Below are 22410 nucleotides of genomic sequence, written 5' to 3' on the forward strand. Positions count from 1 at the left end.
GGCCCATCGCTGAGCGCGTGAAGCCGTCCACTTGTCCTCAGCGAAGGGGAGCAATTCAGGATCGTCGACAATTCCGCCTTCCGAGCGTAAGCTCTCAATAATGGTCTATCGCCGGGGGGAAGGACCTGCCGCCCGTACAATGTCGGCTGGCAAAGCGTCTCTCGCGGCGCTTCCGCTTTTCATTTCGCACCGTCGGAACATTGCATGACGTCGAAGGCCCGCCAATGGCGACGCCGACGCCTCTGGCAGCGTTCGCATTAGGTGTCTAAATTGCAACAAGAACAAGCGGTGGTGGAATAAGTGGCGGACAAGGCGAACGGGAACGGCAAGGGCAACGTCGAGCGGCCGGCTCGTTTGATCGATGTCGCCCGGCGCGCCAAAGTGTCCCGCGCCACCGCGGCGCGAGCGCTGGGCGGCTATGGTTTCGTCGGCGAGCAAACACGCAAACGCGTAGCGGCGGCCGCTCGCGAGTTGAATTACAGCACGAATGTCGTGGCGCGATCCATGCGCGCGGGCACGACCCAGACCATCGGGGTCGTCGTCGCCGATATCAGCAATTCGTTCTTCAGTTACGCAACCCGCGCCATCATCGACACCGCAGCGCAAGCCGGTTACCAGACCCTCGTTCTCAATACTGACGACGATCTCGCCAAAGAGATCGACGCCGTGCGTCTGCTTATCGAGAAACGCGTGGATGGACTCATCGTCGTGCCATCGTCGGCGACAAGCTTTGATCATCTTGTCCTGAACGACGACTTGGCGAAGCCGCTGGTGCTGCTCGATCGCAGCGTGATTGGGCTTGGCGTCGCCAGCGCCTGCACCGACGATCGAGGCGGCGCCAAAGCCGCCATAGAGCTTTTTCTTGAACGTGGGCATGTCCGGATCGCGCTTCTACTGGCGACGGCGGCTGCGCATGGCGCCGAAACATCGCAGCCCGAAGGCGTTGTTTCTACAGTGCGGGAACGCGCAGCCGGCGCGCTAGAGGCGCTTGCTGCAAATGGAGCTCCCGAGCCGATTATCCGTTACAGCCGCAGCGACCTTGAGGCGAGTCGCGACGCCGCGCTGGAGCTCTTGAGGCAGCGGCCGCGCCCGACCGCTATACTTGCGACCAACGAGGAGATGGCGCTGGGCGTCCTAGCGGCCTGCGGCGAACTCGGCCTCACCATCGGCAAGGAGGTGTCGCTGATTAGCTTCGATGATTCGCCGTGGGCAAAGGTGATTGCGCCGGCGATGTCGGTGATCAAGCGCCCTGTCTACGAACTCGGGAGTGCGGCTGTCACCGCACTGATCCGGCAGATCAAAGGGCACGGCAAATCAGGCAGAATCGAACTACCGACTCAGTTGATCGACCGCATGTCGGTCGCCGATGTTCACAAACAGCAGGTTAAGCGCCCTGCAATCTGACTATCGAGCGATCGCTAAAATCCCACAGATACGTACGTCCGCGGCTGCGGCGACAAGTCGCGAGAGCGAGCGGGCCGAATTTTCAAAGCGTTTGGCCAATATCGTGACGATGTAACCCGCTGTATGCGCGTCGGACACGTTTAGGCGGTTAGCGCTGATCAATCGATCAAGCGGGCGCCCGATTTTCAACTCCTCGAACGAGAGGCGCTATTGACAATCCCGATTCCTTCATGCATTCCTCAAACTGAGATCGATCTCAGTTTTGATGAGATCGGTCTCACAAAGACACAAAAATCAGTCCTATTAGGGAGGAAATCATGAGGACCAAGAAGCACCTGGCCGGGATCGTCATGGCTGGCGCAACGCTTGCCCTGACATCTGGTGGGCCGTCCTTCGCCAAGGACGTCAAATCCGTTGGAATATCTGTTGGGTCTCTGGGAAACCCAGGCTTTGTCATCATTGCCAATACGGCGACGCGCCTCATCCACAAGGCGTATCCGCAGGCGCGGGTCACCACGGTGGGCTATGACTATGACCTTGGCAAACAGGTCAACCAAATCGACAATTTCATCGCAGCCGGAGTCGATTTCATCCTGCTCAATCCCGGCGATCCGAAGGCCATCACGCCCGCCATAAAGAAAGCGCAGGCGGCCGGCATCCCGGTTGTGGCGTTCGATACCGCAGCCGACGGGGCCGACGCGGCCATTACGACCGACAACGTCATGGCCGGAAGCGTGTCTTGTCAGTACATCGCCGACAAGCTCAAGGGCAAAGGCGACGTCGTCATCGAGAACGGACCTCAGGTCTCGTCGGTGATCGACCGCGTCAATGGCTGCAAGCAGGTTTTCGCCAAATATCCCGGAATCAAAGTTCTGTCCGACGATCAGGATGGCAAGGGTTCGCGGGACGGCGGCATGGCTGTGGCGCAGGGCTATCTGACCCGCTTCCCGAAGATCGACGCCATCTTCACCATCAATGATCCGCAGGCGATAGGCACGGCCCTTGCTGCGAAACAGTCGAAGCGTAGCGAGTTTTTCATCACTTCGGTCGACGGTTCGCCTGATATTGAAGCGGCGTTAAAAGATCCTGCGCTCGCCATGATCGAAGGATCTGCGAGCCAGGATTTCTACGCCATTCCGAAGGTCTCGGCAGAGACCGCCATCGACATCATCAATGGCAAAAAGCCTGCAAATCCGCTCATCCTGATCCCTTCAACCCTCGTGACTCGCGAAAATGTCGGTGAGTACAAAGGCTGGAATTTCAAGCACGACGATTGATTTCCCCCAGACCGGGCGCAGAGAGCCCTCCCCGCTTTTTCGGGGAGGGCGCATTCCTTTCAGAAAATATTGCTAAAATGATCAAGCTTAGCCGAGCAGCCCTCAGGTCCTTTGGCCCTAATGTCGCCAGGCCAACCTATGACCGCGACCGCCTGCGGCCGGGCATCGTGCACTTCGGCGTCGGCAATTTTCATCGGGTGCACCAGGGGCTCGCCATTGAAGCCTGCCTGCACCATCCAGGCCATGAGGATTGGGCCATCTGCGGCGTCGGCCTTACAGATGGGCCGGCCGCCAGGGCCAAGGCCGAAGCCTACAACGCTCAAGACAACCTCTATTCCGTCACCGCGCTCAGCTCGCCGACCCCGCGCCATACGCAGATCGTCGGGGCGATGGTTGAATATATGCACGCCCCGCATTCTCCAGAGGCCGTGCTCGCTCGTCTTGCCGACAGCGCGACTCGAATCGTCTCGCTGACGATCACCGAGGGCGGCTATAATATCGATGAAAAGAGTGGCGCATTCCGGCTTGACGCGCCCGATATCCGCCACGACCTCGAAGGCGGTTCGCCCCGCACCGTGTTCGGCTACATCGTCGCGGCGCTGGCGCGACGACGCGCGACGGGGCTTCCGCCCTTCACGGTGATGTCCTGCGATAACCTCCAACGCAATGGCGAGACGACCCGTCTGGGCGTCACGAGTTTCGCCCGGGCGATCGATCCATATCTCGCTGATTGGATCGGCGTGAACGGCGCCTTTCCGAATTCAATGGTCGACCGAATTGCGCCGCACGTGCCGGAGGCCGAACGTCAAAGACTGGCGCTGGCGACCGGCGTCGACGATCTCCTCGCCGCGACTTGCGAAACTTATACCAGTTGGGTCGTGGAGGACCGCTTCTGCGCCGGGCGGCCTCAACTCGAGCTCGCCGGCGTTGTGTTCAGCGACGAGGTCCCGGCATATGTCGCCGTGAAGGGCAGGCTTTCCAACGCCGCTCACATGCTGATGTGCTACCCTGCCCTGCTGATGGGTTCGCGGTTTGTCGACGAAGGCATGCGTCAGCCCGCCATTCCGCGACTTCTCCATAATTTCTGGGACCTTGACGCTCGACAGCTTGTTGATCCGCCGTCTGGCTTTTCCGTGCCGGCTTTCACTGAGAAAGTGGTGGAGCGCTTCGCCAATCCGGCGATCAAAGACCAGCTTCTGCGCGTGGCCGGCGACGGCGCTTCAAAGATTGTCGTCTTCCACGGCAAGACGATCGCGCAACTGATCGCCAACGGCGGCGACCTCACCCGCGAAGTGTTCCTGATCGCCTGCTTCAGACGCTATCTGGATGGCGTCGACGATGAGGGCGTTTCCTTCAAAGTTTTTGAGCCGCACATCGCCAAAACAGATTGGCAGCGATTGCGCGGCGGCGACCCTTTGGCCGTGCTCGACATCGACGCTTTTCGTGGACTTGGCCTTCGGCAGAGCGCGCGCTTCCTTGCAGCCTATCAACACCTTTCACAACGCTTGGAAACGCAAGGGACCGCTGCGACGCTCGCGCAACTCTTGATCTAGGAACGATCGGATGAGTACGGACCAGAATCGCCCCTTCTTGGAAATGCGAAATGTCTCGAAGACATTCGGGCGTGTCCGCGCACTGACGAGCGTGTCGCTCGACATTAGAGTTGGCGAAATCCACGCCTTGATGGGCGAGAACGGAGCCGGGAAGTCGACCCTGATGAAGATCCTATCGGGCGCCATTGCGCCGGATGAGGGTTCGGAAATCGTGATCGAGGGCCGCAGAGTTGCGATCAACGGGCCGATGGCGGCAAAGCAGTTGGGCATCGCCATCATTTATCAGGAATTGACCCTCGCCCCGAATCTCTCCGTCGCGGAAAACATCTATCTGGGCCGCGAGCCGAGCCGGGGCGCCCTTATCGATCGCAAGGCAATGGTTGCGGGCGTCGAAAGCGTTCTGCAGCGTCTCGGCGCCAACTTTGCCGCGCGCGACAAGGTCGCGGGCCTGTCGATTGCCGAGCGTCAATTGGTGGAAATCGCGCGCGCCGTGCATGCCCGCTCACGCGTGCTGATCATGGACGAACCCACCACTACTTTGTCCGAGCGCGAGACTGAACGGCTGTTCGCCCTGGTGCGCCAACTCAAGCAGGAGGGGCTCGCCATCGTCTACATCAGCCACCGCATGAAAGAGGTCTACGAGCTTTCCGACCGCGTCTCTGTGCTGCGCGACGGCGCCTACGTCGGCACATTGGGGCGCGACGCGATCAATCCGGCGGCCGTGGTGCGCATGATGGTCGGACGCGATCTCTCCTCCTTCTACAAGAAGGAGCATAACGCCCATGGGAGCCGTGGCCGGCCCATCCTCTCGGTGCGCGACGTCTCCGATGGCAGGCGCGTCGAGCCGTGCTCCTTCGACATTCACGAAGGCGAAGTCCTCGGCATCGCCGGCCTGGTCGGGGCCGGACGCACGGAACTCGCTCGCCTGATCTTCGGCGCCGATCCGAAAATAACGGGCGCGATCGCCGTCGACGGTCGCGATGTGAATCCCCGCTCGCCGAAGGACGCCATTGAAGCAGGAATCGCCTATCTGACCGAGGACCGCAAGTTGCTCGGACTGATGCTCGACATGTCCGTGTCCGAGAACATCAATCTGGGCGTGATGAGCCGCGACGCCTTGGCTGGCGGCGTGCTTAATCGGGCCAAGGGCCGCAAGCGCACCGCAGAGGCGATCGAGGCGACCGGCATTCGCACCGCCTCGCCAGACGCTCCGGTTGGCGGCCTATCCGGTGGGAACCAACAGAAAGTCCTGCTTTCGCGCCTGCTCGAAACCCGGCCGCGCGTACTGATCCTCGACGAACCGACCCGCGGCGTCGATATCGGCGCGAAGTCTGAAATCTATCGGCTGATCGACAGGCTGGCGCGCGAAGGCGTCGGCGTCGCGGTGATCTCCTCGGAACTGCCGGAGATTGTCGGCATATGCGACCGCGTCATCGTCATGCGCGAGGGCCGCATCGCCGGCGAGGTCGGTGGGGCCGCTGGCGCCGAACAGATTACGCAGGAGAACATCATGGCCATCGCCACCTCGGCAGCCAAGGAAGCGGCGTGACACGTTCGCCGGCGGACACGGCGGCAGACTTTGAGACAGGCAGGACAGCGCGATGACATCAACCCATTCCTCCGCGGCGGAGGCTAAACGCCGCAACCCGGCCCTGGCCGGCAATCTGCGCGGACTTGGCATGCTGCCAGCTTTGGTGCTGATCGCGATCCTGTTCCAAATTCTGTCCGGCTATGTCGAGACGGGCGGCTTATCCTGGGCGGACGGCCGCTTCATGTCCTGGAACAACCTGTCGATCGTGACGCAGCAAGCCTCGATCAATACGGTGCTCGCCGCGGGCATGACCTTCGTCATCCTCACTGGCGGCATCGACCTGTCGGTGGGCTCAGTGCTCGCGGCCTCGGCCATGCTCGCCATGATCGCCTCGCTTATCCCCGGTTGGGGCATGTTGGGGGTACTCGTGGCTTTGATCGGCGGCGGCGCGCTCGGACTGATCAATGGCGCGCTCATCGCGTTCTTGCGCTTGCCGCCTTTCATCGTCACGCTAGGCACGATGACGTCCGTGCGCGGTCTTGCTCGACTGTTCGGTCATGACAACACGATCTTCAATGCCGATCTCCCCTTCGCATTCCTCGGCAACGGCGCCCTTTTTGGCGTGCCCTGGCTCGTCATCATTGCGCTCGCGACCGTGGTGGTTTCCTGGGTGATCCTGCGCCGCACTGTGCTGGGCATGCGCGTCTACGCCGTGGGCGGCAATCCTGAAGCCGCGCGCCTTGCCGGCGTCAAAGTATGGTCGATCTCCCTCTTCGTTTACGGCATGTCAGGATTGCTGGCGGGCCTAGGCGGAGCGATGTCCGCCGCAAAATTATACGCGGCGAACGGTCTCCAGGTCGGCCAATCCTACGAGCTCGACGCCATAGCCGCGGTGATTCTTGGCGGCACCAGTTTTGTCGGCGGCATCGGCTCGATCTGGGGCACGCTGGTCGGCGCGCTGATCATAGCGGTGCTTTCAAACGGACTTATCCTGACCGGAGTCTCCGACATCTGGCAGTTCATCATCAAAGGCCTGGTGATCATCGGCGCCGTCGCTCTCGATCGCCTCCGAACGTCTGGCAATGCTCGAACGTAAAACTCGGCGATCGCGATGCTTTGGGTTCGCACCTGATCTTGATCGCCGGCATCAACTCCCGGACGGTGCAATTAGGGGATGGCGTGGACAGCGCCGGCGCCGGCATTAGTCGAACTGAACAAAAAGATGGGACCACAGACGCCGCGCGATCTGGTGGAGACACCAGCCGAAATAGACAACTCCCAAGAGCGTCAATAAGATTGCGCATCCCAGGATCGTCAAGAACACCCACAAACTGTCAACGAGCAGCGTCCAGTTATTCAATTCTCCGTCGGCGCGTGGAAATGCTTTTGTTTGACCGTGAATTTGATTGAGTTCCACAAGATCACCAGAGTTCCAGATTCGCGGGCGTCTCTCCATTAGCCGCTGACAATGATGGAGGTGGGGCGAATGATATTTTGTTTTATGTCTGATTTATTTACGGATTTTGCTTGAGAGATAACCCCAGAGGGGGCCGGGCAAACCGACCGGGACATCGCCCTATCGCGTCGCGCCATCGCCGCCATAACGGGGCGCGACCGGCGAGCTGCAAAGCGAGGCGGAAGAAATAAACAGGGATTGAGCGAGACGTTACCGCTCTCCGCGTCGGAACGGCTGCATCAGCGCCTGGGGCACGCGCGCGCGCCGCGCCATCGCCAACAGCGCGACGATCGACATGAGATAGGGGATCATCAGAAACACCTGATACGGGACGGCCTTTCCGACAATATGCTGCAGGCGGAGCTGATAAGCGTCGAACAAGGCAAAGAGGAGAGCCCCAATCAGCGCCCGCTCCGGCCGCCAAGAGGAGAACACGACCAACGCGATCGAGATCCAGCCCCGCCCCTGAACCATGGTCGGAAAGAAGCTGTTGAAGGCGGAGAGCGTCAGGAAGGAACCGCCGATAGCCATCAGCGCGCTGCCGGCCACGACCGCCACGATCCGCACTTTGATTGGATCGATGCCCTGGGCCTCCGCGGCATGTGGATTCTCGCCCACGATCCGGATCGCAAGGCCAAGAGGCGTCCGCGCAAGCACATAGGTCGCGACGAGGGCCAGTGCGATCGCCAGATAGGTTGGCGCGGTCTGGCTGAAAACGGCCTGGCCAAGGAATGGCAAATCCGACAGCACCGGAATGTGCAGAACCTGAAACGGCAGGATCGTCGGCGGCGTCCCCGACACCGGCACGGCGAGACGGAAGATGAAATAGGCGAGGCTCGAGGCGAACAACGTGACGCCCAGTCCGGTCACGTGCTGCGACAGGCCAAGCGGCACGGTCATGATTGCATGCAGCAGGCCGAAGACGGCGCCGCTCAACCCAGCGGCCAGAACGCCGAGCCAAAGATCGCCGCCATGATAGACGGTCAGCCACCCGATCATCGCGCCAAACGTCATGACGCCTTCGATGCCAAGATTAAGAACGCCAGCCCGCTCCGAGATCAGTTCGCCAAGCGTGCCGAAAATGAGTGGCGTCGCGATTCGGAGAACGGCGGCCCAAAGCCCCGCGTTGGCGAAAACGTCGAGCGCCTCCATCATCGCCGGATCCGATAATTGGTCAGAAGCAGCGCCACCAGCATGGTGAGCAGCGACAGAGCCACGATGACATCCGCTATATAGCTCGGCACGCCGAGAGCGCGGCTCATTCCGTCAGCGCCGACAAACATCGTGGCGACAAACACAGCCGCCGCCACGACACCAAGAGGATGCAGACCGGCGAGCATGGCGACAACGATGCCGCTATAGCCGTAGCCTGGCGAAAGATCGGTGGTGGCGTAGCCTTTGACGCCCATCACTTCGATCGCGCCCGCAAGCCCCGCGAGGCCGCCCGAGACGCAGGCGACGGTCACCAGGACGGCGCCAAGCGAGACGCCGGCAAAACTCGCTGCTTGCGGATTCAGGCCTGCCGCGCGGCTTTCAAGACCGAACACTGTGCGTGTCTGCACCATCCAAAGAACGACCGCCAACCCGACCGCGACCACGAGTCCCAGATGGAGGCGCGTATGGGCGACGAGCTTGGGCAAGAACGCGTCGTCGACAATCGGCGCCGACTGGGGCCACCCGAACGCGAGCGGATCCCTCAGCGCCCCTTCGATCATCATGGAAACGAAAAGCACCGCGACAAAATTGAGAAGCAATGTCGTGACAACCTCGTCAACGCCGAACTTCAGGCGAAGCACGAGGGGAACGAGCAGAAGGATCGCGCCAGCAACGGCGCCCGCGATCATCAACGCCGGGATCAGAGCGACGCTCGGCAATTGCGGCCCATATTTCGAACCGAAAAAGGCCGCCGTTAAGGCGCCCATATAGAATTGTCCTTCGCCGCCGATGTTCCACAGCCTCGCCCGAAAGGCTACCGCGGCGGCCAGCCCGGTCAGAATCAGCGGCGTCGCCCGCGTCAGCGTTTCCGTGATGGAAAGCTGCGAGCCGAATGCGCCAATCAGCATGCGTCGATAGGCTTCGACGACAGGCGCTCCGGCAAGAGCGATCAACAGGGCCGCCAGCGCCAGCGACACGACGACGGCGCCGATCGGAGCCGCAAGGGCCAGCGTGAAGGGCACATAGGCGCGTCGCTCGAGGCGCATTAGGCTGCGTCCTTCCAGTCGCCGGCCATCATCAAGCCAAGTCGGCGAGGATCGGCTTCGGCGACCGGAATAGGCGGCGACAGACGCCCCTTGACGATCGCCTGCACCCGATCAGCCAATTCTATGATTTCGTCGAGATCTTCCGAAATCAGCATCACGGCGGAGCCGGCGCGCCGGGCGGCGAGGATTTCGGCATGCACCGCGGCGACGGCGCCTTCGTCAAGCCCGCGCGTCGGCTGAGCGGCGATGAGGACGCGCGGCGCGGTTTCGAGATTGCGGCCTAAAATCAACTTCTGCATGTTGCCGCCCGAGAGCAGCCGTATCGGCGAATCCGGGCCGCCGCCGCGCACATCGAACCGCTCGATAATGGTCCGCGCAAATGCCCGCGCCGCGCCACGTCGCACGAAACCGGCCAGCGAGAAGCGGACCGAGCGCACCCGCTCCATGATTGCGTTTTCCCAGATCGTCATTTCGCCGACGGCGCCGCTGCCGTTGCGATCCTCCGGAATGCGGCTGACGCCGAGGGCCACGAAATCGCGCGGCCCGATCTTGCCGACAGGTTTGCCGAAAAGTTCGAAGCTTCCGGCCGCCGCTCTGGCGAGACCGCCTGCCAATTCGCCGAGCGCCGATTGTCCGTTGCCCGACACGCCGATGACGCCAAGCGTCTCGCCTGCGCGTAATTCGAACGCAATGTCGGAAAGCCGTTTGACGCCGCCAACAAGGACGTCCACGCCCTGCGCTCGCATCGCCACGTCGCCCGGCGTCTGCGCCTCACGTATCGGCCGGGTGACGCGCCGGCCTATCATGAGTTCAGCGAGTTCATTCCGGCTGGTGTCGGCGGCGCGCCGCTCGGCAACCACCTTGCCGCCGCGCAGCACAACGACCCGATCGGCGGCGGCCAACACTTCATGAAGCTTATGCGAGATAAAAATGAGCGATAAGCCTTTCTGCGCCATTGTGCGCAGAGTGACGTAGAGCTTCTCGGCCTCTTGATGAGTCAGGACCGCCGTCGGTTCGTCGAGGATCAGAATGCGGGCGTCGCGGTAAAGCGCTTTCAGAATCTCGACACGCTGGCGCTCGCCGACCGAGAGGTCGCCGACACGGGCGTCCGGATCGATGGCGAGTCCAAAGCGTTCCGCGATCTCGGCCAGTTTTACCCGCGCGGCGGCGCGATCGGAGCGCAAACGGCGGAGGTCCTCTGTGCCCGCGATGATGTTTTCGAGCACGGTCAAATTGGCGGCAAGCGCGAAATGCTGATGCACCATGCCGATGCCGGCCGCGATCGCCGCGCGCGGCCTGCCCGGCGGCAATTCCTTGCCGAAAGCGAAGACGCGCCCCGAATCTGCGACATAATGCCCGAAAAGGATGTTCATCAGCGTCGTCTTGCCCGCGCCGTTTTCGCCGAGCAGAGCAAGCAGTTCGCCGCGCCTAAGCGTCAGCGAAATCCCATCGTTCGCCAGGAGCGCATCGAAGCGCTTGGTGACCCCTTCGAGGCTCAGAACAATTTCGGCTTCGCTCATTGCGGCCAACCAGCAATCGTGGTTTTGAACCGCCAGGGCGTCGCGGTTTGCAATTGACGGGCGAGCCGCAGCAGCAGCCCATCGCTGGCCATCGGTCCGATCAGTTGCACCGAAAGCGGCAACCCATCGGCTTCGCCGTGCGGGATCGAGAGCGCCGGGACGCCGGCGACATTGGCGAGCGTGGCGAAGGGCGCGAACGCCGCCATCCGCCGCCATTGAAGCTCGACATCTTCGTGATCCATCGGGAAGGATCCGATCGGCGGCGGCGGCCCGCTGAGCATCGGCGTCATCAGGACGTCGACCTCGTCGAACAGCCGCCACATGGCATGGGCAATCTGAACGGCGATCATCTCCGTCGCCTGCAGCTCGCGCGCGCTGATCAGCCGCCCGCGACGCACAACGGCCGCCGAGAGAGGCTCGACATTCGAGAGATCGTCGAGAAACCCCGCCAAGTTTACGCAGATCACCCGACCGAAAACCATCTCGGCGTCTCGCGCCAGTTTTCCGAGCAATTTCGAATCGACATCGACGATCTTGTGCCCGGCCCGCCGCAATACTTCGGCCGCGTGGCGGATCGCGTCGCTGTTCGCGGCAGCGACCGCGGTCGCTCCCGCATCGACGCAGACGCCGATGGTGAGGCCCTCCGGAGCCTCGTCGAGGGAGGCGAGAACGGGTCCGCCAAGATCGGGATCGGGGAACGGCCCCTGTCCCGCGCCGGCGCACCGATCAAGCGCCGCGGCCGCATCGCGCAACGATCGGCTGACGACAAGCTCGGTCGCAAGACCGCTGAGATGATTGCCGAAGGCGGGACCGCCGGGGATCGCGCCTCGGCTCGGCTTCAACCCGACGAGACCGCAACAGGCGGCGGGCACGCGAATAGAGCCGCCGGCATCCGTCGCATGGGCGAGCGCCACGATGCCGGCTGCGACCGCCGCCGCGGCTCCGCCGGACGACCCGCCGGGGGTAAGACTTGGGTCGAGCGGATTGCGCGCCACAGGCCCGATCGCCGGTTCGCTCGACAATGCCAGGCCAAACTCCGGCGTCGTCGTGACACCGAAGGGCGCAAGACCTGAATTCCAAAATCGAGCGGCGAGTTCTGAATCGGCTTGCGCCAATTGTGGGGCGATTGATCGCGAACCGCAGATGAGGGGAAGTCCTTTCGCCGCCGCGCCGAGATCCTTCATGAGAAACGGCACGCCGAGGAATGGTTGGGCCGCAGCATTGGCGGGGCCACGTCTCAGCCCCGCGTCAATCGCGGCGGCTCTCGCCAAACCGAGGCCAGGAGAAAGATGCGTGACGGCGCCAAGATGCTCGGAAGCCCTCGCCCGCTCCACCGCCGCCTCCATGGCGGCGACGGCGGTTGTCGCGCCGGCGCCAATCGCCGCGCCGAGACCGAGACCATCGTCCGGTTCGGCGGATTCACCCATGGATCGACGCTCCTGGCGCGACGCGAAACACGTCGGACCGACAAGCCTATTATGTAGGTTCGCTTGGATCGAGCGGAACGACAAAACTGCCCGCCTTCATCGCGGCGCGCTTGGCCTCCATCTTGGCGACCGCGTCCGGCGCAATCGCAGAAGCTGTGAAGACGATGTCGTTGCCGCCTTCCTTCATCGCGCTAAAGGCCGTGTAATCCTTGCCGGTCTTGACGCCCGCTTTCACGTCCGCGATCGCCGCGTTGAGGATTGGCCGGAAGTACCATACGGCATTGGCGAATACGGTGGCGGGATAACGCGGCGTATAGTCGAGCAGAGCGCCAATCGACTTGACGCCCTTTTCCTTGGCGGCGTCGGCGGTGCCGATGCGCTCGCCGAACAAGATGTCGGCGCCGGCGTCGATCTGGGCGAGGCCGGATTCCCGCGCCTTTGGCGGATCGAAGAAAGTGCCGATGAAGCCGATCAGGAACTTCGCATCGGGACGGATTTCCCTCACGCCCGCACGAAAGGCGTTGATCTCAATATTGACTTCCGGGATCGGAATAGCTCCGACCGCGCCAAATTTTACAGTCTTGCTCAGCGTCGCCGCAAGCATACCCGTGAGATAGCAAGCTTCCTCGGTTCTGGTGGCGAACGTGCCGAAATTCTTGCCGGACGGCTTGCCGCTCGAACCCATCAGGAACGCCGTGTCCGGATAGTCGGCCGCGACCTGGCGCGCCTCCGTCTCGACCGCATAGGATTCGCCCAAAATCAGCTTATTGCCTTGATCGGCATATTCGCGCATGGCGCGCGGGTAGTCGGTTCCGGAGACACCCTCGGAGAAGACGTAATCGATGGCGCCATCCTTGGCGGCGGCCTGGAGCGCCTCGTGCAGGCGCGAATTCCATGCGTTCTCTACCGGCGAGGCATGGATGCAGGCGACTTTCAGCTTTGCGTCTGCAAAGGCGCCGCGCGCGGAAAGCGCCAAACTGCCGACCGTCGACGTCACGAGAAACGAGCGCCGCGAAAGCTCCCAAGACATGATCATCATCCCTTTCGATGGCGCTTGCTCGCATTGGCGAACGGTAGGCCAGCCCAAAACCTGACCAATCGGTCAAATTAAGCTCCCACCCGGTCGATGCGATGTCAAGCTCATGGACTGTGCAGGCATTGCACAACGCCGCGCCAGTCTATTGGCGATCCACAGGCGGAGCGTAGGCGGACGCGTCGACTTGCTGCGGCCGGCCGTTGAGCATCAGCGTCGTCACTTTCGGCGCGGATTGGGCAATGACTTTTCCGCGCCGTACGACCGCGAGCCGGTGCGCTTTCAACCGGATCGCCTCAATCGGGTCGCGCGCCTGCAGAACAACGAAATCCGCATGGCGACCCACCGCGAGCCCGTAGCTTTCGAGCCCGAGCGCTTTTGCGGAATTCACGGTGATCGCGTCGAAGATCGACCTGACGGCCGTAATCGAGGTCATCTGACCGACGTGAACGGCCATATGGGCGACCTCGAGCATATCGCCGGACCCCATGGAGTACCAGGGATCCATCACGCAGTCGTGGCCAAGCGCGACGTTCACCCCGGCCGCCATCAGTTCGGGCACCCGCGTCATGCCGCGGCGTTTCGGATAGGAGTCATGGCGCCCCTGCAAGGTGATGTTGATGAGCGGATTGGGGATCGCATGGATCCCGGCTTCCTTGATCAGCGGGATCAATTTCGAGACGTAATAATTGTCCATGGAATGCATCGAGGTGAGATGCGACCCGGCGACGCGGCCTTGGAGGCCGTGGCGCATCGTCTCCGCCGCCAAGGTTTCGATATGACGCGACAACGGATCGTCGGTTTCGTCACAATGGATGTCGACGGGCAGTCCACGCTCGGCGGCGATGCGGCAAAGCCTGCGGAGAGACTCCGCGCCATCTTCCATGGTGCGCTCGAAATGCGGAATGCCGCCAACTGCGTCGACACCCATGTCGAGCGCCCGGTCGAGCGCCTCGATCACGCCGGGCGCCCTGAGATAGCCATCCTGAGGGAACGCCACAAGTTGCAGATCGAGATAGGGTTTCACCCGCTCGCGCACTTCGAGCATCGCCTCAACGGTGACGAGACGCGGATCGCTGACGTCGACGTGGCTGCGGATCGCCAGCAGCCCCTGGGCGACCGCCAGATCGCAATAGCGCAACGCACGATCGACAAGAGCTTCCACGGTCAGCAGCGGCTTCAGCTCGCCCCAAAGCGCGATCCCCTCCAGCAGCGTGCCGGACCGATTAAGCCGGGGCAGGCCCAGCGAAAGCGTCGCATCCATATGGAAATGCGGATCGACGAAAGGCGGCGTCACAAGCCGTCCGGCGGCGTCGATTTCGCGGGCCGCTGTCGCGGCGATCGCCGTTTCGATGGCCGCGATCCGCCCCCCGCTGACGCCGATATCGACGCCGGAACGGCCATCGGGAAGATTGGCGTGACGCACGATCAATTCGAACATGAGGGCTCCGGGTGGAGAGGGGGAGGACGCGCATGCGGTTCAATGCTTGGCTCTCATCCGAACTGCGTGAGCGCAGCATATTTGCCGCTAAATTGTTCGAACGATAGAGCGAATTAGGGCGACAGGCGTCACTGTAATTCTGGCGGAGAGCGACGCGGCGACAAGTGGAATTACTGTGGACTGCGCCCCTCTCGTGAGACACGGCTAATTGGGGTTACGAGGGTTACGGTGACACGCCCGTATTTAACTAATTAGAAAGCAGATAACAGAAGGCGCGTTATAAGGTAAAGACGGGCGTGTCACCGTAATTTGTGTCACCGTAATTTCACTTCACGTTCGGCGAGCATACGTTCAATGATACTGGCGAGTGGGTGACGCTGAGAAACAATCGAAGCGTACGCCTTTTGGAAGTTATCGAACGGGCTGTGCTGTTTCTGCGTGCGAAGTCGGCTGCTCGTTCTGAACGAGCTTCGGCACGATCTGCTCTACTGCCGGTAGTTACGGTGATGGTGTGGACGGCGCCCGCACCGGCCAAGGTTACCAAGGTTACGGTGACACGCCCGTATTTAACTAATTAGAAAGCAGATAACAGAAGGCGCGTTATAAGGTAAAGACGAGCGTGTCACCGTAATTCCGACCTGTCGAAGGCCGAAATCCAGGCCAACGAACATCAAGAAGACATGCGGAAATTCGTATTGAAACGTGGCCTGGACTTTGCGCGTGCCCGTCGACGGCACGGTGTAACAACTCGCCGCCCATACGCTCGACAGCATCGTCACGCCGGCACAGTAACTCAGGGTGTCCCCAAAGGGACCGGCCTGGAGATTGAGGCGATGCTGGTTAACAAGGACGTCGGCTTTGTTCATAAGGGGCAGGAGGTCGAGATCAAGGTCGAGGCCTTCACCTTCACGCGCAATGGGTTGCTGCATGGCATCGTCGCGAGCGTAAGCCAGGATGTCGTCACACCGCAAGATTCGAGTGTCGATGCGCGCGGTTCGCGTAAGGACGATTCCGACACTGAAAGCGACGAGAAGGAGCGCCAGTCGCGGCAGCCGACCTATGTCGCGCATGTCGCACTCGCAGCGATGGGTATTCAGACGGAGAATGGTTTTGCTCCGCTGGAGCCCGGCATGGCGGTGACCGCGAAAATCAAGACAGGGAGACGGTCCGTGATCAGCTATCTGCTGTCGCCGCTGCTGCGGTACAAACAGGATGGGTTGAGGGAGAGATGAGGAAGCGCCTACTTTTGTCGAAAAGCGTCAGACGAGGATTACAGACATGAAACCGAGCGCTTTGAATGAAATTCCTCAGATACGTACATCTGGACATGTAGAATATCGGCAGTATTCTCCAAATAAATCTACGCGGGTAGCTGCAGCATCATCCATCTTGCTTGGATGGATGATTTTCATCGATCCATGCAATGCGGCAGCGGATAGTATGGTATGTAAAGATAACGTATTTGATACAAAGCCAATGTACTACGCTCCAAGATCGATAGAGGATGCGAAACTGTCTGCAATGGGTCTAAATCCCGGGAACAAATCTGCCCTCGGCGTAGAATTTGAGTTGGTCGGTTCTCCGCCTTGCGACAATAATGATTGCAAGCTCTTGGTATTTAGCGGGGATAAGCACACGCATATTGCGACGATCGATCTAGATCGTAGAGAATTTCGATTCTGCAGATCGTTTATGGTTGAACAAGCGGTCTATGAAAACGATAAGGAATGTTCGAAACCTTACCTGGAGTCATATATACAGTTACATACTGACGATAATTCGCCGTATATAATATCTAGATTTATTGATATAAGATATGCATATTATATTTCAGATAATAAGATTAATTCCGCTAGCCGTTGTCATTCTTTAGAGCCTCCGGACGGGCCCCTTAGGGCGAAAGTATGGAGATTTAGAGAAGATAACGGCGCGGTCTTTTTGATAACGGAGAGTGACTATTTGAGAAACCCAAAGCAGCCCTTAGTTCCTCCGGAGGTTCCGTTCTTGGTGCGGCCCATTCCGGAGCGTTTGGATGAATAACAGCGATCACAGCCTGCACTACTGTATCTATGATTATAGTCTGAGTCATTAAGTTTATAGTAATAGTATAATCAGCTAAGAGGCGATATAAAATGTCAAATCAGATTACAGCTAAATTTGATTCTACTGTCTCGCAAGCTACGCAAAACGCTGTAAATTCCATTGTCAACGCGTTAAATACCACTGGCGTCGTGACAAGCAACGTTACCATTACGTTTACTGCTAATGCAATTGTTGCAGCTACGTGGGGCGCTACTAACGGGACAGGCCTCACCCACAATGGGAGCTCCTCAACCCCGTCGGTTTGGATCAATCAAAATTTCGACTATACTAATTATGACGCAACGTTGCAGGGAAGTATACTTCATGAATTGACGCACGTACTGTTTCCCAATGATCCCGGTTCAACCACTCCGCATGATCCTATGTTTTACGCGGATGAGATGAATTTGGCGGACGCAATTGGAGCTACCGTTGATCAATCCGATATAACATATTTCAGACAGGGAATGGCAGCTCTGGGATTTTCCGATCAAGATATCAACGAGATGCTGTCAGGTTGGACATCCTCTGGAGTTCAAAATCACACTGAAAATTCTGACGGATCTTCTCTAACAACAACCGAAACCACAGCTAGCAACGGAACACCTGTTTATCAGTCCATGGTCGCTGAAAATTCCGTTGGCGCCATTACAGGCCAAATCCAACTACAATCGGACGGTTCTTATATCGAGACCGATTACACAAGCGGAGGAGCGGTTGCGCGGCAGACGATCACCAGTGCGGATGGATCGAGCGTCTCAACTACCGGTTACAACACAGACGGCAGCGTCGCTTATACCGACTCAATCGCATTCGACGGCGATGAAGCGTCGTCTGAGACCATTAACGGCTCTGGCGACAATGTATACATAAGCTACGCCAGCGTGAGTCTCGCCGCGGGGTCGTTGGCTTCGGTCACCGGCGACTTGAACATTCTGACTCTTGCTTCTAATTCTTCCGCCACCCTTACGGGAACGGGCAACGCGGTCACCGCGACCGACAGCACACTCAATCTCGATGGCTCCGGCACGAGCGCGACGGTTACCGGCGGGACGAGCACGGACCAGATCAATTCGACCGCGTCTGGTCAGACGCTCGACTTAAACGGCGCGTCGACTGGCGGGAGTGCGGCCTCTGGCGGCCCCGGCGATCCGTCTTTCAGCGTGTCAGGCAACGGCGTTACGATCAACGCTGGTCAGTACAATTCCATTTCATTGAACGGCGCCAACAACGAACTCAACCTGAGCCTTTATGACTACGCGTTGATCAATACCGGCACGGGCAATGTGATTAACAACGACGTCTCGGGCGACGCGGTCAATCTGGAGAGCAATACGTCGACGACGATCACCGGGACTGGTGGTTATTTCGGCGTTGTCGGAACGGGCATCGACGTCACGGCGTCGAGTGAATCGGTCGACACAATCAACAATGTCTCGTTCGACCTGACGGGCAACAGCAACACGATGACGGTCGGAACCGGTAGTGGCATAACGCTGGCGGGAACGGGCAACGCGGTCACCACCACCGACAGCACACTCAATCTCGATGGCTCAGGCACGAGCGCGACGGTGACCGGCGGTACAAGCACGGATCAGATCAATTTGACGACGGCTGGTCAGACGCTCGACTTGAACGGTGGCTCGACCGGGGGAAGTGCGGTCTCTGGCGGCTCCGGGGATCGATCCTTCAACGTGACGGCTAGCGGCGACACGATCAGCGACGGTCAGTACGATACCGCTCAGGTTAATGGCAACGGCAATACCCTCAATTTGAATGGATACGACTATGTGCTGGTCAATAGTGGCGCGGGCAATGTGATCGGCAACGACGTCTCCGGCGATGCGATTAATCTGGGGAGCAATACGTCGACGACGATCACCGGCACCGGCGGTTATTTCGGCATCGTTGGAACGGGCATCAACGTCGCGGCGTCGAGCGAATCGGTCGACACGTTCAACAATGTCTCGTTCGATCTTACCGGCAACAGCAACACGATGACTGTCGGGACCTATAGCAACATAACGCTGGCTGGAGCCGGCAACGCGGTCGCTACCACCGGCAGCACAGTCAATCTCGATGGCGCCGGCACGAGCGCAAGCGTTAGCGGAGATTCAGCGGTCAATCTAACGGCTTCTAACCAGACCATCACCGCGGCGGACGGGAATATTTACGTTGGGGCCGGGCTGACGGGCGAGACAATTAACGCCAGCGACGAAACAATTTATGAAGGTAGCAACGACGATGTCGATATCGTGGGAACAGACGATGTGTTCGATGGCAATTCGAGCGATACGACCGACTACAACGGCACGACGTCCACGGGAAGCGGCGGAGGCGATGGGGGTGGCGATGGCGACGGTGGGGATGGCGGCGATGGGGATGGGGACGGGGGCTCAAGCGGCGGGGGCTCGAGCGGCGTAGCAGCGGGCGTTGCCCGCGCGATGAATGTCATCGCCCAATATGATGTCAGCCATGGATTTAAGGCGGCGGCAACGACGGCGGACGCAGCCTGGAGCCGAACTAATCATGCCATCGCCGCGGCGGCGCAAGCTACAGGGACGCAGCCATCGCCCTTTAACGGAATCCAATGGGCGCCGGGCTCAGTTATAACTTGGAGCTTCGCTTCACCCTCCGACACAGGGGCAAATCCGGTCAGCGACGCTGTTCAGGCCCAGTATCAGGCGATCATCGAACAGGCGCTCCAGACATGGTCGGCGGCTACGGGCGTGACGTTCCAGCAGGTTGCCAATTCATCCGCGGCGGATTTCCAAATCGGCTGGGGCGACTTCGAAACCAACGTCAGCGGCACGGTCGGGTATACGAGTTATGCCGGTATAAGCGGAGGGCAGGCGCAGTCCTTGCTCGTCCGGCTTGAAGACCCCAGCGAGGACCCGCTAATCGCGGGCGCCGACGGCGCGCTGACCTATGCCGGGACGCAGACCACACTCCTTCAAACCGCGCTGCACGAAATCGGCCACGTCCTGGGAATCTCGGAAACATCAGATCCCAATTCAGTCATGTATCCGTTGCTCGGCCCGAGCAACACGACGCTAGACTCCACGGACGTCAACGACGTTGACGCACTTTATAAGACGACGACGCCATCCAGCGGCGGCGCCTATTCGACGGCGTTGATGATTCAAACGATGGCCGCGTTCGGCGCGCCGGCGGCTGCGAGTTCGGCGTTTAGCTCCGTCGCGGCGTCGCAGAGCCTCAGCGCACAACTCGCGCCCCCGCTCCACCATCAGTGAACAAAGGCAGCGGCAACCACAAAGCGCGGCCGAGGTCACTTGATGGCGTCCTCGGCTGCTATCGACGGCACAAACGTCTCGCTCTGAGGGGAACGAGTTGATGCGATTCTTCAGCCCAATAAGCGTTCACGTCGGCATTGCGACGTTGAAGGACGAAACAACCGCATTAGAAGAGACGAGGCTCGTCAATATAGGTCAACAAGAGGATATTTCCGCTCACTGCGCATCACTGGTCTTTTGGACTAGCGCGCGGATGTCAGTGCAAGCTCAGTTATCTGCGAGGTGCGACGCGACGCGCTCGCAGATTCGTGAGTCAATCCTTTCGCTCGGTTTACATCGCCGAGAGGCCGGCGCCTCGATCATTTCGTCGAAAGGCGCGGCGCAGGACTCCTCCGGCATGGACGCGCGTGGGTCGCGGAAGGACGACGTCGATGCTGAAAGCGATGAAAAGGAGCGCCAGTCACGGCAACCGACCTACATCGCCCACGTCGCTCTCGATGCGGCCGACGTTCAGACCGAGCAGGAGCTCATGCCGCTGGAGCCGGGCATGGCGGTCACGGCCGAAATCAAGACGGGGCAAAGGAGAGTGATCTCGGACCTCCTCTCGCCGCTCATTAGATACAAGCAGGAAGGGTTAAGGGAGAGATGAGGGCGCTCGTTCAATCTTTGTCCCGTTGCATGCGCGAACGACGACAACTCGCGGCATATGCGATTATCGCCTCGGTTTCGGCAACCGTCGCTTGCGGGCTATCGGAAGATGTCAGGGCGCAGGACGCGGCCGCTCTCGTCAAGCCGCCTTCGGACGCTTCGTCGTTATCTCGTTTACGCCTTGTCAGAACACTGACGGCGCCGAACGAACATTATCTTTGGCCTAAGGCGATGTCCGGCACGTGGATGCTCGCCTGGAGCCCCGATGGTCAGCGCGTTGCCGCCTATGCACGCAATGGCGCGGCAATTGAAATCTGGAGCTCTGACGGGACAGTCCGGCACGAATTGCCCCGGTATAATAATTCTCCCATTACAGAATCGAATGTCCTAGGTTTTCTGTCCGGGCACAGTCAGATTTTGGTTGGCCCGTCGGCGAGCGATCCTTCAAATTTATCGTCCATCACAGGCGTCGCCATGTCTGTGCTCGACGCAGACACCGGGAAGGTCATCAAAAATATTCCTGGACTCAACCCCGATGGTCGCTGGCAAGAGAACATCGTCTGGAAGGCCGCGATTTCACCAGACCAGAAATTCGTGGCGACGAGCTATTTCACCATGTTCAATCAATCGATCGAGAGGCGAATCGGAATTTATTCGACCGACGATTGGCGGCTCGTGACCAAAGTCCATTTTGGCGACGAGAGTGAATCGCCAGCGGCAGACGCGATCGCATTTTCTCCAGATGGGAAAATGCTCGCAATCGCCTACGGTGGACAGAATTCCCGTATTGATCTCATCGAAGTTGGGTCGTGGAAAATTATACGCACGATTAGTACTTTTTCTGACCTAAAGCTCAAATTCGGTTTGAACGCCGCCGCGGTGAACTTTAGCCGCGACGGGTCGATGGTGTCGGTCATTACCCACGGAGGCGGGGTTTCCTGGCGTTATCCCGGTGGAAGCAACGCGCCCGAGGGGGTTGGAGTTCGCACCGATACGGGAATCCCTGACCCTCTCCGTGTCTTTAGAGTGTCGGACGGCGGCGAAGTTGCTTCTGTTGGTGGCTTTACTGGTGGAGACGACACGCACCTCATGGCTTGGTCGCCGCGGCAAGATTTTATAGCGTTTCTCGATGTCCATAAGGTCTTGTACTTTTGGGATCCGACGACAAAAGACAGCCTCGTCAAGGAACGTCCCTTGGAGAGCTCGACGACATCCATGTTGTTCTCGCCGGACGGTTCGATGATCGCTCAGGGATTCGGCGATGGCGTACACCTATATCAAGTTGAGAATGGCATTTAAACAGGGAGGACCATCGAGATGACAACGAATTACGGTGACACGCCCGTCTTTACCTTATAACGCGCCTTCTGTTATCTGCTTTCTAATTAGTTAAATACGGGCGTGTCACCGTAATCTCTCGCCGAACCATTCTCGATTGAACCTTTGCGTGAGCTTCTCGCCAGCCTTCAAAAAGCGCGCGCTGTCGTCGCACTCATGCCTGAGAGTCCGTCCCATAACTTCGCGATTAATTACATAGCTTTCGGAGCATGAGGCGGATCGAGGCGAGGCGGAGGAAAATGAAG

The 22410-nt window shown here is 59.8% G+C and carries 15 protein-coding genes; 9 read left to right on the top strand and 6 right to left on the bottom strand.

Annotated elements, in window-relative coordinates; translation table 11 throughout:
* Nucleotides 1-300: 300 nt before the first annotated feature.
* From GSQ90_RS25035 to GSQ90_RS25055, 5 genes are all read left to right on the top strand, one after another.
* The gene (locus GSQ90_RS25035) at nucleotides 301-1404 is read left to right on the top strand and encodes a LacI family DNA-binding transcriptional regulator (protein ID WP_158817686.1); all 1104 of its coding nucleotides are present in this window, start codon (nucleotides 301-303) and stop codon (nucleotides 1402-1404) included.
* 317 nt (nucleotides 1405-1721) lie between these two features.
* On the top strand, nucleotides 1722-2681 hold the full coding sequence (locus GSQ90_RS25040) for an ABC transporter substrate-binding protein (RefSeq protein WP_158817687.1): 960 nt from the start codon (nucleotides 1722-1724) through the stop codon (nucleotides 2679-2681).
* 77 nt (nucleotides 2682-2758) lie between these two features.
* Nucleotides 2759-4234: a mannitol dehydrogenase family protein gene (locus GSQ90_RS25045; protein ID WP_158817688.1), complete on the top strand. Its 1476-nt coding sequence runs from the start codon at nucleotides 2759-2761 to the stop codon at nucleotides 4232-4234.
* A 10-nt stretch (nucleotides 4235-4244) separates the two neighbouring features.
* Nucleotides 4245-5783: a sugar ABC transporter ATP-binding protein gene (locus GSQ90_RS25050; protein ID WP_158817689.1), complete on the top strand. Its 1539-nt coding sequence runs from the start codon at nucleotides 4245-4247 to the stop codon at nucleotides 5781-5783.
* Between the two features lie 52 nt (nucleotides 5784-5835).
* Nucleotides 5836-6861: a ribose ABC transporter permease gene (locus tag GSQ90_RS25055; protein WP_158817690.1), complete on the top strand. Its 1026-nt coding sequence runs from the start codon at nucleotides 5836-5838 to the stop codon at nucleotides 6859-6861.
* 570 nt (nucleotides 6862-7431) lie between these two features.
* On the opposite strand, the gene GSQ90_RS25060 is transcribed toward GSQ90_RS25055, so the two are convergent.
* The 6 genes from GSQ90_RS25060 to GSQ90_RS25085 form a co-directional block, all read right to left on the bottom strand.
* On the bottom strand, nucleotides 7432-8376 hold the full coding sequence (locus GSQ90_RS25060; protein ID WP_158817691.1) for an ABC transporter permease: 945 nt from the start codon (nucleotides 8374-8376) through the stop codon (nucleotides 7432-7434).
* Complete coding sequence (locus GSQ90_RS25065; RefSeq protein ID WP_158817692.1) at nucleotides 8373-9422, bottom strand: ABC transporter permease; 1050 nt, start codon at nucleotides 9420-9422, stop codon at nucleotides 8373-8375. The genes GSQ90_RS25060 and GSQ90_RS25065 overlap by 4 nt, the downstream gene beginning before the upstream one ends.
* On the bottom strand, nucleotides 9422-10942 hold the full coding sequence (locus GSQ90_RS25070; RefSeq protein WP_158817693.1) for an ABC transporter ATP-binding protein: 1521 nt from the start codon (nucleotides 10940-10942) through the stop codon (nucleotides 9422-9424). The genes GSQ90_RS25065 and GSQ90_RS25070 overlap by 1 nt, the downstream gene beginning before the upstream one ends.
* The gene (locus tag GSQ90_RS25075; protein WP_158817694.1) at nucleotides 10939-12369 is read right to left on the bottom strand and encodes an amidase; all 1431 of its coding nucleotides are present in this window, start codon (nucleotides 12367-12369) and stop codon (nucleotides 10939-10941) included. The genes GSQ90_RS25070 and GSQ90_RS25075 overlap by 4 nt, the downstream gene beginning before the upstream one ends.
* A 49-nt stretch (nucleotides 12370-12418) precedes the next feature.
* Nucleotides 12419-13405 (bottom strand): BMP family protein, encoded by a 987-nt coding sequence (locus GSQ90_RS25080; RefSeq protein WP_158817695.1) that lies wholly within the window; start codon nucleotides 13403-13405, stop codon nucleotides 12419-12421.
* Between the two features lie 142 nt (nucleotides 13406-13547).
* Nucleotides 13548-14843: an amidohydrolase family protein gene (locus GSQ90_RS25085; protein ID WP_158817696.1), complete on the bottom strand. Its 1296-nt coding sequence runs from the start codon at nucleotides 14841-14843 to the stop codon at nucleotides 13548-13550.
* A gap of 833 nt (nucleotides 14844-15676) precedes the next feature.
* Here GSQ90_RS25085 and GSQ90_RS25090 point away from each other — a divergent pair.
* From GSQ90_RS25090 to GSQ90_RS25105, 4 genes are all read left to right on the top strand, one after another.
* Nucleotides 15677-16075: an HlyD family secretion protein gene (locus tag GSQ90_RS25090; protein WP_158817697.1), complete on the top strand. Its 399-nt coding sequence runs from the start codon at nucleotides 15677-15679 to the stop codon at nucleotides 16073-16075.
* 900 nt (nucleotides 16076-16975) lie between these two features.
* Nucleotides 16976-20179: a matrixin family metalloprotease gene (locus GSQ90_RS25095; protein WP_158817698.1), complete on the top strand. Its 3204-nt coding sequence runs from the start codon at nucleotides 16976-16978 to the stop codon at nucleotides 20177-20179.
* Between the two features lie 100 nt (nucleotides 20180-20279).
* Nucleotides 20280-20828: a hypothetical protein gene (locus GSQ90_RS25100; RefSeq protein WP_158817699.1), complete on the top strand. Its 549-nt coding sequence runs from the start codon at nucleotides 20280-20282 to the stop codon at nucleotides 20826-20828.
* On the top strand, nucleotides 20825-22126 hold the full coding sequence (locus GSQ90_RS25105) for a WD40 repeat domain-containing protein (protein ID WP_158817700.1): 1302 nt from the start codon (nucleotides 20825-20827) through the stop codon (nucleotides 22124-22126). The genes GSQ90_RS25100 and GSQ90_RS25105 overlap by 4 nt, the downstream gene beginning before the upstream one ends.
* Nucleotides 22127-22410: the final 284 nt, after the last annotated feature.

It is taken from the genome of Methylocapsa sp. S129 (assembly GCF_009765995.1).
In the GTDB taxonomy this organism is placed as follows: Bacteria; Pseudomonadota; Alphaproteobacteria; order Rhizobiales; family Beijerinckiaceae; genus Roseiarcus.